We start from the raw sequence: 12,682 nt of genomic DNA, 5'->3' as shown, positions 1-12,682 counted from the left end.
CGACTCACCGGACGTCCACAAACGTAGGATTCCCGTACAGCCACAGGTCTTCGTACGGATCAGCCTGCCCGATGACGTCCATTGCCGGCTCGATCCCGCCCGCGACGTGCCGCTTCCCGTCGGTCCCGCGCACCCGCACGTAGAACGGCTCCCGCACGTTGCGGAACGTGTGCTTGAACGTCACTCGCCGTCCCGCGTAACCACGCGACGGCGTGAACGACTCCACCACTCGCGTACCCGGCGCGGTCATCGCGTCGCGGTCCGCCGCCGGACCGGTCACCGGGCCCGAGATCAGGTCCAGGCGACCGAGGCGCGGCACCGAACCCGACCCGTTCGGCCGGTACGCCGTCACCGCCGAAACGACGACCGTCACCGTCGAGCCGCAGCGCACGCGCAGCCGTCCGCCGAACGTCGCGCAGTCGCCTCCGCTGTACACGCCGACTTCCAGGTGCTGCACCAAACCGCCGTGGGACAACCAGATCCGCCCCGCGCGCAGGCCCTCCAGCACGCCCTCGAAAGTCGGCCGCCGCACGCCGACCACGGTGCGGCTGAACTCGCCGGGGTAGAAATCCGCGTACGGCGCGGACAACTGCGGGACCCCGCTGTCGACCGGGTCCGGATACTTGCCGGTCTGCTCGTACCAGCCGTCCGGCACGGCGGGCCGCACCAGGCGGTCGCCGCGGTTGTAGTGCGAGTCGGAGTTCGTGGTGATCCACCACGGTTTTCCTTCGGCCAGCAGGGAATCCCAGAGTCCGCCGACCTTCGCGGCGGTCCAGTCCCAGCCGCCGAACGTCCGGTACGCCTCGGCCGGGAAGCCGGGCCACGAGTCGGCTCCGGGGTTGTTCGCGTAGCCGCCCCGCGCGCCGCCGTTGCCGTGCGGCTTGGGGAATCCGTCGGCCTGCGCGCCGGGCGCGCCCTCCATGCCGAGCACGATTCCGGGCGCGGCGTCGCGGTAGTTGCGCAGTTCGTGCGGCGACACGCGGCCGTTGCGCAGCGGGTGGTTGATCAGCACGACCGGCGCGTGGATCCGCCGCTTGCGTTCCTGGTCGGCGAGCCACCGCAAACCCTTGAGCGCCAACGCTTCGTGCTCCGGGCTGGAGGATTCGGACCCGGTAAGCCGCCAGTCGAAGCTCCGCTCGAACTCGCGCAGCACGTTCGCCTGGTCGCGGCCGGCCTGGAAGAACAGCGTGGCGTGCTCCGCGCCCGGCACGTTCCACTCCATGCCTTGCCACAGCAGCAGATCCGGATGCCTCCGCTGCGCGGCGAGCACGTCGCGGCTGGTCGGCTCCACCGACGACTTCTCGTGCGTGGCGTGCCCGTGATCAGTGAAGACGACCCACTTCGCGCCGTGCTCGCGCGCCCCGGCGGCGATCCGGTCGACGGTGTACATCGCGTCGTAGGAGTACTGGCTGTGCGTGTGGTGATCGCCGACGACCCACTGGTAGCGGCGGCCGAACAACCAGTCGAGATCAGTACCCAGATCGAGGCCCGCCGCGTCCGCCTGGCCTGACGCCAGCACCGGGACCCCGGCCGCGACCGCGCCCGCCAGCCCCGCGCGCTTGAAGAATCCGCGACGGCCGACGCCGCCCGGGTTCGTGCTGTTCATCCTGCTCCTGACCTGCTCGAAAGATTCGGCAGGACGCTATGGGGCAGCGGTGAACGGCGGGGGCCCGGAAGATAACGGATCCGTCCGGTGTGTGCCGGTTCACGGCGGAGCCGCCCCGCGGGCAGGGCGGCTCCGCCGGAGGCTTACGCCGGGACCGAAGCGACGCCCTGGGACAGGAACGGCTTGCCGTTGACCCGCTCCGAGACGCCCGCCCGGTCGAGGTACGGCGTGATGCCGCCCAGCCAGAACGGCCAGCCCGCGCCGAGGATCAGGCACAGGTCGATGTCCTGGGCCTCCGCGACCACGCCCTCGTCGAGCATGATCCGGACCTCCTCGGCGATCGCGTTCAGCGCTCGGTCGCGGACCTGCTCCGCGGTCGACGGCTTGTCGCCCTGCGTCCACAGGGCGGCGACCTCCGGGTCGACTGACGGCGTGCCGGTCGCGTCCCAGGTCCACACGCCCTTCTTGCCCGCCTTCACGAACTTGTCCAGGTTCTCGCTCACGGTGAAGCGGTCCGGGAACGAGCCGTGCAGCGTCTCGCCGACGTGCAGCGCGATCGCCGGTCCGACGAGCTGCATCAGGTTCAGCGGAGACATCGGCAGGCCGAGCGGCTCCAGCGCGGAGTCGGCCACGTCGAACGGCGTGCCCTCGTCCACCGCCACCAGCACCTCGCCGAGGAAGCGCAGCAGCAGCCGGTTCACGACGAACGCCGTCGCGTCCTTCACCAGCACGCTCGACTTCTTCAGCTGCTTGCCGACCGAGAACGCGGTGGCCAGCGCCGCGTCGTCGGTCTTCTCGCCGCGCACGATCTCCAGCAGCGGCAGCACGGCCACCGGGTTGAAGAAGTGGAAGCCGACCACGCGCTCCGGGTGCTGCAGCTTCGAGGCCATCGCGGTGATCGACAGCGACGAGGTGTTCGTGGCCAGGATCGCCTCGGGGGAGACGTGCTGCTCCAGCTCGGCGAACACCTGCTGCTTCACGCCCAGCTCTTCGAAAACGGCCTCGATCACGAAGTCCGCGTCGGCGAACGCGGCCTTGTCGAGCGAGCCGGTCACGAGTGCCTTCAGCCGGTTCGCGCCGTCCGGGGACACGCGCTTCTTGGCGAGCAGCTTGTCGATCTCTTCGTGGACGTACGCGACGCCCTTGTCGATCCGCGCCTGGTCGACGTCGGTGAGCACCACCGGCACCTTGAGGCGGCGCACGAACAGCAGCGCCAGCTGGCTGGCCATCAGGCCCGCGCCGACGATGCCGACCTTGTTCACCTTGCGCGCCAAGGACTTGTCCGGCGCGCCGGCCGGCCGCTTGGCCCGCTTGTTGACCAGGTTGAACGAGTACAGCCCGGCGCGCAGCACGTCCGACATCAGCAGCTCGGCGAGCCCGTCGGTCTCCGCCGCGTAGCCGCGGTCGAGATCGTTCTCCCGCGCCAGCTCCAGCAGTTCGACGGCCTTGGTCGCGCCCGGCGAAGCACCGTGCGTGCGACCGTCCACGATGGACTTGGCGCGCGCGATCGCCGCGTCCCACTCCGCGCCGCGGTCGATTTCCCGGCGGGCCGGGGCGATCTCCCCGTTGACGACCTTGGCCAGCCACAGCAGCGACTGCTCCAGGTAGTCCGCGGAACCGAAGACCTCGTCGACGATGCCGAGTTCGGCGGCCTTGCGCACGTTCAGCATCTTGTTCTGCGCCAGCGCGTTCTCGACGATCACGGTGACGGCGGCGTCCGGGCCGATCAGGTTCGGCAGCAGCTGCGTGCCGCCCCAGCCCGGGAACAGGCCGAGGAAGACCTCGGGGAACGCGATCGCCGCGGTGTTCTCCGACAGCGTCCGGTAGTGGCACGACAGCGCGAGTTCGAGCCCGCCGCCCATCACCGCGCCGTTGACGAACCCGAACGTCGGGATCTCCGACTCGGTCAGCCTGCGGAACACGTCGTGCCCGGTCTGCGCGATCTCCCGCGCCAGCTTCGGGTCCGACACCGCCTCGACGCCGGAAAGGTCCGCGCCGACGGCGAAGATGAACGGCTTGCCGGTGACCGCGATCGCGGCCGGCTCGGCGGCGAACGCGGCGTCCAGCGCGGTGTTCAGCGACACGAGACCCTGCGGGCCGAAGGTGTTCGGCCGGGTGTGGTCGTGGCCGTTGTCCAAAGTGATCAGTGCGACCGGCTTGTCCAGCCCCGGGACCTTGACCAGGTTGGTGACCGCGTTCGTCACGACCTCGTCCGGGAACGCGGCCTTCGCCTCTTCAGCGGTGAAAGTCATTACTTCGCCCCCTCCGAGCCGTTGTAGGCCGGGTTCTCCCAGATCACGGTGCCGCCCATGCCGATGCCGATGCACATCGTGGTGAGGCCGTAGCGCACGTCGGGGCGCTCGGCGAACTGGCGCGCCAGCTGCGTCATCAGCCGCACGCCGGACGAGGCCAGCGGGTGGCCGCACGCGATCGCGCCGCCCCACTGGTTGACCCGCGGGTCGTCGTCGGCGATGCCGAAGTGGTCGAGGAACGCGAGCACCTGCACCGCGAACGCCTCGTTGATCTCGAACAGGCCGATGTCGTCGATGGACAGGCCGGTGCGCTTGAACAGCTTCTCGGTGGCCGGCACCGGGCCGATGCCCATGACCTCCGGCTCGACGCCCGCGAACGAGTAGCCGACCAGCCGCATCCCGATCGGCAGGCCCAGCTCGCGTGCGGTGTCCTCGTCGGCGAGGATCGCGGCGGTGGCGCCATCGTTGAGACCGGCCGCGTTGCCCGCGGTGATCCGGCCGTGCGGGCGGAACGGCGTCTTCAGCTTCGCCAGCTGCTCGACGGTCGTGCCCGGGCGCGGCGGCTCGTCCTCGGTCGCGAGGCCCCAGCCGAGTTCCTTGCTGCGCGTGGCGACCGGAACCAGCTCGGGACCGATCTTGCCGGTCTTCACCGCCTCGGCGTAACGCTCCTGGCTGCGCGCGGCGAACGCGTCGGTGCGCTCCTTGGTGATGTCCGGGAAGCGGTCGTGCAGGTTCTCCGCGGTCTGGCCCATCACGAGCGCGGTCGGGTCGACCAGCTTGTCCGCGACGATCCGCGGGTTCGGGTCGACGCCCTCGCCCATCGGGTGGCGGCCCATGTGCTCGACGCCGCCTGCGATGGCGATGTCGTACGCGCCGAAGCCGATGCCGCTCGCGGTGGTGGTGACCGCGGTCATCGCGCCCGCGCACATCCGGTCGATCGCGAAGCCCGGCACGGACTTCGGCAGCCCGGCGAGCAGCGCGGCGGTGCGGCCGATGGTCAGGCCCTGGTCGCCGATCTGCGTCGTCGCGGCGATCGCCACCTCGTCCACGCGCTCGGGCGGCAGCTCCGGATGCCGCCGCAGCAGCTCGCGGATGGCGTTGACGACGAGGTCGTCCGCCCGGGTCCCGGCGTACATGCCCTTGTCGCCCGCCTTGCCGAAGGGCGTGCGTACCCCTTCGACGAAGACGACATTGCGCACCCCTCGCGCGGTGGGCGCGAGCGGCGGCGTTGCTGGTGCGGCCACGAATGCTCCTGAAGTAGAGAGTGTTCCTGCTCCGCACCCTAGCCCTTGTTACCCGTGGGTAACCAGTGCAGTGGCCCGGTCGAGTGGGGGACGGCACACTCCCGGGGCACGAGTGGCATAGGGCACACTGAGGGACACGCGCCAACCGGATGGGGGACGGCAATGGGGCTTTTCCGGGCGAACCCGGCGGCTGAAATGACCCGGCTGCGCAAGAAACTGGCGAAAGCCGCGGACCCGGATTCCCCGGAGAGCCTCGCGATGCGCCACCGGATCGGCCTGCTGCTGGTGGAAACCGGAGACTGGCCCGCGGCCGAGGAGCACTACACCGAACTGGCCGACGCCCAGGTGCGCGCCGAGGGCGACCGGCACCCGGGCACGCTCGGCGCGTGGCTGAACCTGGCGACGGCGAAGGCCGCGCTGGGCGATGTCGAGGACGCGGTGCACCTGATGGCGTCCACTGTGGACATCTACGAGGAGGCCATCGGTCTCGACGACCCGGCGACCATGCAGGCGCAGCTGATGCTGTCGGAGATGTACTCGCTGTCCGGCGAGTACGACGAGGCGCTGGATGTGCTCAGCCGGCACTTGAACGCGTGCGTGGACACGTTCGGGGAGTATCACGAGACGACCATCGCGGGCGCTCGCCGGAAGGTGAACGTGTTGCGGGTACTGGGCCGGTTCGACGAGGCCAGGAGCCTGAACGGAGGGCTGAACCGCAAGCCGCGAAACGACTACGAACGCGACAGCGCCCGTGCGGTCGACTTGCTGATCCGCGCCGAAACCGGTGACGCGAAGATCGTCCGGCACAAGGCGAGGGAATTCGCCGAGCAGTACCGGACGCAGGAGTTCGTCGAGGTGCTCGCCGCGGTGCTGCTGCGGGCCGGAGAACCCGCGGAAGCGACGGAGCTGTACCGCGCCGTGCTGTCCGGGCAATCGGCCGCGCCGCAGTGGGTCCTGGCCGGGGAACTGGCCCGCGCGTACCTGGAAAGCGGCCAGCTCGACGCGGCGGAAACGCTGGCGAGGGAACTCGTGTCGGCCGACGGCCTGCCGGACGGACACCCGCTGAAGCTCGGCTTCCGCGCGACGCTGGCGCGGGTCGCCCGGGAACGCGGCCGGGACGCGGAGGCGGAGCGCGAACTGGAGGCGGTCGTCGCGGGGTTGACTGAGGCGTTCGGGCCGAAGCATCCGGACGTTGTCGAAGTCGCCGGGTGGCTGAAGAAGGACTGAATCGCCGGGCGCTTGTCGTCCGTGAGGGCCGCCCTGAGGGAATCAGATTCCCTCAGGGCGGCCCTCACGGACCTGAATAGGTCCCTTGCCTGGGGTCCGGGCCCGCGAGGGTCAGTCGTCTTCCGGACGCACCGGAACCGGCGTCCCGTCGTGCAAATGCGGCCCGCGCAACCGGAAAATGTCCTCGAACTCCCGCATCCGCGCGGCCCGGTAATCCGGCACCCCGTCCGGCTCGAAGCGGTAGAACCCCGCCCCGTCCTGGAGGCCGCGCCGCTGCTCGGTCATGTTCTCCTCGACGATCGCGGGCGCCTGGAACCGCTCGCCGAGTTCCCCGGTCAGGTAGCGCGAGGCGTAGTAGAGGATGTCCCCGCCGCCCCAGTCGATGAATTCCAGCGGGCCCAGCACCGAAAACCGCGGGCCGAGCCCGGCGCGCACCGCGAGGTCGATCTCCGCGGCGCCGGCCACGCCTTCCTCGACCATCCGCGCGGCCTCGTTCATCAGCAGCGCCTGCAGCCGCGGCACGATGTACCCGGCCGCGGGCCCGCACACCACCGGCACCTTGCCGATTTCGCGCAGGAGCGCCACCAGCCGGTCCACCGCGGCCGGGTCGGTGCCGTCGCTGCGGCTGACCTCGACCAGCGGCATCAATTCGGCCGGGTTGAGCCAATGCGCGTTGACCACGCGCTCCGGCCGGTCGGCGAGTTCGGCGATCTGCGTGACCAGGAAGGTCGACGTCGTCGAGGCCAGCACCGCCGACTCGGGCACCTGCGTGCCGAGCCAGCCGAACACCTCGCGCTTGACCGCCATGACCTCCGGCACGGCCTCGAACACCACGGTCGCGTCGGCGAGTTCCTTCGCCGAACGGTCGCCCAGCGTCAGGCTTTCCAGCGCGTCGGCGTGGCCGAACATCGCGCGCAGCCGGTCGGCGAGGCGTGTGCGGACCTCGTCGCGCCGGAGCTGGCGTTCTTCCTCGGTGCGGTCCTTGACGTCGGCGAGCAGCACCGGATGACCCGCAGCCAGGAAGGCCAGCGCGATGCCCTCGCCCATCCGCCCGGCGCCGACGATCGCGATCACGACTGGACTCCGTTCTGCAGCAGCTGCGCCAGCCCGGCCTGGTCAAGGTCGGCGAGGCCGAGGTTCTCGAAGGTCCGGCCTTCGGCGTAGAAGTCGCGGCCGGTGATCGCGGAACCCAGCGCCAGCAGACCCTCCGCGACCGGCGTCGGCACCCCGGCCCACCGGCCCGCGGACACCAGCAGTGACAGGCCGAGCCGGGTGTCCTCCACCATGTAGCGGTGCGTGTGGAGGTCGATCTTCTCGCGCCAGTCGCCGCTGTCGGTCAGCCTCTCGTGCGCCGCGCGGCCGTACATCCATTCCTCGCCGTCGGTGGCGTAGTGGTCGGCCAGCGGGAAGTGCGGCGCGCCGTAGCCGAACGCTTCGCGCAACGCGACCCGCTCGGCGTCCAGCGCGTCGGTGACGCTGCGGATGGACGGCTGAGTGCCCTCGTTGTGGATGTCCCAGGCGGCGAAATGCTCCAGCGGGCCGGCGTTCATCGTGATCAGCGGCGGATGGATGATCGGGCCCGCGTTCATCAGCGCTCCGCTGAGCCCGTCGCCCGCGTCCTCGATGCACGGGTACGCCTCGCGCAGCGTCTTGAACGCGCTTGCCGCCAGCCGCAGCGGGAAAACCCCGGTCGGCAAGCGGGTCGCGTAACCGCTGATCACCACTTCCGCGTCCCCGTGCCGGCGCGCGAGGTACGGCAGCGTCCCGGCTTCGGCGAACGCGACGTCCGCGCTCCCGCCCGCCGCGGCCACGGCCTTGGCGAACACCATCGAACCGAACGTGCCCGGCGGCATGAAGACCACCTGGCCGTCAGTCAGCAGCGGAGCGAGCCGGGGAGCCAGGTCGTCGTGCGTGGTCGAGGGCAGCGGGATCACGATCAGGGCCGCTCCGTGCACCGCCTCCGCGAGGTCCGCCACCGGGTTGATCTCCCCGGCGCCGTCGCCGACCGGCACCGAACGGGAGCCCCGGAAATCCCGGACGCCCACCGCCCCGGTCGCGCGCACCGCTCCCAGCGCCTCGGCGTTCCGCCGCCACCAGCGCACTTCGTGGCCGTGCTCGGCGAGTTCCGCCACCGTGGCCCAGGAACCGTGCCCGCCCCCGAGAACCGCGATCTTCACTGTCATGTGCTCCTGTCTCGTACTGATGTGCTGTCGCACTTTCTCACGGACCGGCCAGGTCGGTCCGCGCCCAAAGCCGGTCTTGCTGCTCGCGCACGATCGCGCCGAACTCCGCCGGCACGATCGTCCGGTACGACCCGGATTCGACCGCGACCCGGGCGATCGTCTCGACCGCCGGGCCCGGATCGCGCTGCATGGCCAGGAAATCCGAAAAGTCGTGGTCCGAGTCCGGCGCGTTCTCCACCAGTCTTTCGTTGAACCCGGTGGAAAACGGCCCCGGTTCGACGACCCGGACCTCGATGCCGTGCGGCTCCAGTTCTTGGCGGACCGCCTGCGCTATGGCCTCCAGCGCGAACTTGCTCGCCCCGTACGCGCCCGCGCCCGGAGCGACGAAGAGCCCGGCCACCGAAGTGACGAAGACGATCCGCCCGCGGCCGGCGGCGACCAGCCGGTCCGCGACTAGCCGGGTCAGCTCAAGCGTGCCGAAGACGTTGACCTCGAACGTTTTCCGCACCATGGCGGAATCCGTACGCAGCAACGGACCTTCGGCACCGAATCCGGCGTTGTTGAGCAGTACCGACGCGTCGAGTTCGGCCGCCGCTTCGCGATCAGCCGCATTGAGCAGATCAAGCCGGGAGACCTCCGCGGCGAGCCCGCGCTCGGCGAACGCCGCCCGCGTCGGCTCCACCTGATCGTCTCTTTCGACGGTGGCGAACACCCGATGCCCGCGCTCCGCGAGCGTCAATCCCGCTCCCAGGCCGAGACCCGATCCGGCACCCGTGATCAAAACCGACTCGCAGTGTTCCTCGCCCACGCCCGCAGTGTCGCTTGCATCGAGGCCCAGCCTCAATCAGACTTCCGCCACATGGAAGCCAGACCCACCGCGGCGGCGCGGCTGCTGTCGGTGCTGGACTGCTTCAGCGCGCGGACGCCGGTGCGTTCGCTGACCGAGATCGCCCAGGCGGCGGGCCTGCCGTTGAGCACGGCGCACCGGCTGGTCGGCGAACTGGCCGAGTGGGGAGCGCTCGCCCGCGACGAGCACGGCGGCTACCACCTCGGCCTGAAACTGTGGGAGCTGGGCTCGCTGTCGCTGGCCAGGGCGTCGATCCGCGAGATCGCCCTGCCGTACCTCGGCGACCTGTTCGACGCGACCGGCGAGAACGTGCACCTCTCCGTGCTGGACGGAACCGACGTGGTGTTCCTGGCCCGGCTGGCCGGGCACCGGTCGGTCGGCATCCTGACCACCACCGGCGCCCGCCTGCCCGCGACCACGACCGCCACCGGCCGGGTGCTGCTCGCGCACGCCGACGCCGACCTCCGCGAATCCGCGCTGACCAGCCCGATCGCCGCGGAGACCCCGCACACCACGACCGATCCGGAGACCCTGCGCGCCGAACTCGCCGCCATCGCCCGCACCGGCTACTGCGTCGCCGACCGCCAGCTCGCCGACGACGCGGTCGCCGTCGCCGCCCCGATCCGCGACGCGTCCGCCAGGGTCACCGCCGCGGTCGCGGTCGTGGGCCGCCGCGAGACGACGTCAGTGGCCCATCTGGTGCCCGCAGTGGTCACCACGGCCACCGGCGTGGCACGGTCGCTCGGTTATCGCCGACCGGCCCGTCGCCGCGCCTGATCCCCGCTGAGCCGCTGCCCGCGCCCGGTGCGCTCCAAAGGTCTCAACCTCAGGTAGAGGTCTGAACCACCTGGGCAGCGCGTCAGGAAGCCGTGCTGTGCAACGCCTTGCTCAGCGCCGCCACGGTCAGCTCCACCTGCCACGGCCGCGCCCCGCCCGCCCGCAGCGCGTCCGCCACCGAGTCCTCCGCGAGGTCGGCGGGCGGCCGCCAGCAGGTGCGCCGGACCAGGTCCGGCAGCAGGAGGTTCTCCACCGGCAGCCTGCGGTCTTCCGCGATCGCGGCCAGCGCGGCGCGCGCGGCGGCGAGCCGGGCGGCGGCGTCCGGGTCCTTGTCGGCCCAGCGGTTCACCGGCGGCGGGCCGTCGGACGGCTGGCTCGGGCTCGGCAGCTCGCTCGACGGCAGACCTTTGGCCGCCTGGAGATGCCGGAGCCAGCTGGCCGTGTACTTGCGCTGCACGCGTCCGCTGAACACCGGCAGCGCCTGCAGCTCCTCGACCGTCTTCGGGTCCGAGGTCACCGCGTTGACGATCGCGCTGTCGGGCAGGATCCGGCTCGGCGCGCGGTCGCGTTTGCGGGCCAGCTCGTCCCGTGCCTGCCACATCTCCCGCACCGCGGCGAGGCCGCGCGGGCTGCGGATCTTGTGCACCCCGGACGTCCGGCGCCACGGTTCGGCGCGCGGCGCGGGCGGGGGAGCGGTGCGGACCGCCTCGAACTCCTGCTGCGCCCATTCCAGCTTGCCCTGCGCCGCGAGTTCGGCTTCGAGCTTCGCGCGCAGTTCGTTGAGCAGCTCGACGTCGAGCGCGGCGTAGTTGAGCCAGTCGACCGGCAGCGGCCGTTTCGACCAGTCCGCGGCGCTGTGCCCCTTTTCGAGCGTGTACCCGAGCAGCAGCTCCACGAGCGTGCCCAGCGCGACGCGTTCGTACCCGGCCAGCCTTCCGGCCAGCTCGGTGTCGAACAGCGACCGCGGGCGCAGGTCCAGTTCCGCCAGGCACGGCAGATCCTGGGACGCCGCGTGCAGCACCCACTCGATGTCGTTGAGGACGTCCCGCAGCGGGGCGAGGTCGTCGGCGAGCGCGATCGGGTCGATCAGCACCGTGCCTGAACCTTCGCGGCGCAGCTGGACGAGATAGGCCTTGGGCCAGTAGCGATAGCCCGAAGCCCGTTCGGTGTCGACGGCGACGGCGCCGGTGCCCGCGGCCAGCCGCGCGCACGCCTCGGCGAGCGCGGCGGGCTCGGTCACCACCGGAGGGGTGCCTTCCGCCGGTTCGCGGAGCAGCACCGGCGTTGCCGAGGCCCCGGAGTTCTCGGTGGCCTCGTCTCCGGTCCGGGCTCCGTCCGCCTGTGCAGTTCCCATGTCCGACGACCCTACGGGACGGGCGGACCGCGCCTGGTCCGCCCGCCCCGCGGGGACGTGGTTCGTCGTCGTCAGCGGATCACGCCGGCTCGCATCGCCAGCGCGACCATCTGCGCCCGGTCGCCCGTGCCGAGCTTGCGCCCGATGCGGGACAGGTGGGACTTGACGGTGAGCGCGGAGAGGGAAAGCTCCTCCCCGATCTCCTTGTTCGACTGCCCGTCCGCGACGAGCTGGAGCACCTCCACCTCGCGAGCGGACAGCTCGCGCGGGGTGTTGTCGGTGCCCGCCACGCGCGTGCCGGTCGCCAGGACCGGGGCCACGCTCGGGTCGGCGTAGACGCCGCCTTCGAGAACCCGGCGCACGCCGTCGGTGACCACCACCGGCGACGCCGATTTCAGCAGGTATGCCTGAGCGCCGGCCTGGAACGCGGAGCGCACCGCGTACGGGTCGTCGGAGGATGCCAGGACCACCACGCGCGGCCATCCGTGGCTACGGAGTTCCGTAACCAGCTCGATGCCGCTGCCGTCCGGCAGTCCGAGATCGAGGATCGCCAGGTCGCACGGGCCGGTGGCCTGTGCTCGCGCCCTCGCCTCGGCCACCGTGGCGGCTTCGTGGACAGTGCCCGCACCCATCTGTGCGAGTCGTGCTGCGATTGCCTCCCTCAACAGCGGGTGGTCATCGACCACCAACACGGAAAAAGCTCTTCCCGCGGGTGCGGAACCATGCTCGCCGGCAAAGCACCGGCTGGCGTGGATCGGACGGCCTGAGATAAGCCGACGGTAGCCACGTCACTACCTCCCTGGAGTCGGTCGTGCCCCCCGACCGGCACCGGGACCTTCGGCCGTTCAGCCGCGCCAGCTTTAGACCGAAAGTGGTGTCGTCCCAGGCACTGTAGCCGTCCCGACGCCGTTGCGGGGGGATCGAATGGGTATCTATCCGAAACAGTTCGTCACTCAGCGAGGTCGTTGTAACACGATCGGACTAACGATCGGAGTCTTGTTAACGACTGGCGACCGGGCCGCGATGCACCTGAGTTACCGGCATCGAAACGGGCGTGCAGATGGCCCGTGCACCTGCGGGTGCTGCCGGACCGGGGCGGCCGCCCCGGCGGCCCGGGCGCGGAAATGCGCTCCAGCCGGGGCAAGATCATTTTCTTTCACGTTTTGCCTGGCGTCCCGCCGGGCTTCCGGGG

General features: G+C 71.0%; 9 protein-coding genes and 1 pseudogene. 2 read left to right on the top strand and 8 right to left on the bottom strand.

Going from position 1 to position 12,682, the window contains the following annotated elements; translation table 11 throughout:
• Positions 1-4: 4 nt before the first annotated feature.
• The 3 genes from ACFSVL_RS40635 to ACFSVL_RS40625 form a co-directional block, all read right to left on the bottom strand.
• Complete coding sequence (locus ACFSVL_RS40635; protein WP_378312500.1) at positions 5-1,606, bottom strand: PHP domain-containing protein; 1,602 nt, start codon at positions 1,604-1,606, stop codon at positions 5-7.
• A 143-nt stretch (positions 1,607-1,749) separates the two neighbouring features.
• Positions 1,750-3,858, bottom strand: a complete 2,109-nt coding sequence (locus tag ACFSVL_RS40630; protein WP_378312498.1) for a 3-hydroxyacyl-CoA dehydrogenase NAD-binding domain-containing protein — start codon at positions 3,856-3,858, stop codon at positions 1,750-1,752.
• Entirely contained in the window at positions 3,858-5,057 is a 1,200-nt protein-coding gene (locus ACFSVL_RS40625; RefSeq protein ID WP_378312561.1) for a thiolase family protein, read from the bottom strand. The genes ACFSVL_RS40630 and ACFSVL_RS40625 overlap by 1 nt, the downstream gene beginning before the upstream one ends.
• A gap of 207 nt (positions 5,058-5,264) precedes the next feature.
• Here ACFSVL_RS40625 and ACFSVL_RS40620 point away from each other — a divergent pair, with 207 nt between their 5' ends.
• Positions 5,265-6,329 (top strand): tetratricopeptide repeat protein, encoded by a 1,065-nt coding sequence (locus tag ACFSVL_RS40620; protein ID WP_378312496.1) that lies wholly within the window; start codon positions 5,265-5,267, stop codon positions 6,327-6,329.
• A gap of 111 nt (positions 6,330-6,440) precedes the next feature.
• Here ACFSVL_RS40620 and ACFSVL_RS40615 read toward each other — a convergent pair whose 3' ends face one another.
• Genes ACFSVL_RS40615 through ACFSVL_RS40605 form a run of 3 tightly spaced genes read right to left on the bottom strand, consistent with a single transcriptional unit; the run spans position 6,441 to position 9,320 of the window.
• Positions 6,441-7,403 carry a 3-hydroxyacyl-CoA dehydrogenase NAD-binding domain-containing protein gene (locus tag ACFSVL_RS40615; protein WP_378312494.1) on the bottom strand — a complete coding sequence of 321 codons (963 nt, stop codon included), beginning with the start codon at positions 7,401-7,403 and terminating at the stop codon, positions 6,441-6,443.
• Positions 7,400-8,512, bottom strand: a complete 1,113-nt coding sequence (locus tag ACFSVL_RS40610; protein ID WP_378312492.1) for an NAD/NADP-dependent octopine/nopaline dehydrogenase family protein — start codon at positions 8,510-8,512, stop codon at positions 7,400-7,402. The genes ACFSVL_RS40615 and ACFSVL_RS40610 overlap by 4 nt, the downstream gene beginning before the upstream one ends.
• 37 nt (positions 8,513-8,549) lie before the next feature.
• Complete coding sequence (locus tag ACFSVL_RS40605; protein ID WP_378312490.1) at positions 8,550-9,320, bottom strand: SDR family NAD(P)-dependent oxidoreductase; 771 nt, start codon at positions 9,318-9,320, stop codon at positions 8,550-8,552.
• Positions 9,321-9,371: 51 nt separating this feature from the next.
• On the opposite strand from ACFSVL_RS40605, the gene ACFSVL_RS40600 reads away from it, so the two are divergent.
• Positions 9,372-10,136, top strand: a complete 765-nt coding sequence (locus ACFSVL_RS40600; protein WP_378312488.1) for an IclR family transcriptional regulator — start codon at positions 9,372-9,374, stop codon at positions 10,134-10,136.
• An 82-nt stretch (positions 10,137-10,218) separates the two neighbouring features.
• Here ACFSVL_RS40600 and ACFSVL_RS40595 read toward each other — a convergent pair whose 3' ends face one another.
• Together ACFSVL_RS40595 and ACFSVL_RS40590 are read right to left on the bottom strand one after the other, a co-directional pair.
• Complete coding sequence (locus tag ACFSVL_RS40595; protein WP_378312486.1) at positions 10,219-11,490, bottom strand: HRDC domain-containing protein; 1,272 nt, start codon at positions 11,488-11,490, stop codon at positions 10,219-10,221.
• Positions 11,491-11,561: 71 nt separating this feature from the next.
• Positions 11,562-12,277, bottom strand: a pseudogene (locus ACFSVL_RS40590) (response regulator).
• Positions 12,278-12,682 lie beyond the last annotated feature (405 nt).

Origin of the sequence: Amycolatopsis silviterrae (assembly GCF_042684085.1) — a bacterium.
In the GTDB taxonomy this organism is placed as follows: Bacteria; Actinomycetota; Actinomycetes; order Mycobacteriales; family Pseudonocardiaceae; genus Amycolatopsis; species Amycolatopsis silviterrae.
The sequence above is the reverse complement of the archived record's forward strand: the minus strand, read 5'-3'. Positions and strand labels throughout refer to the sequence as shown.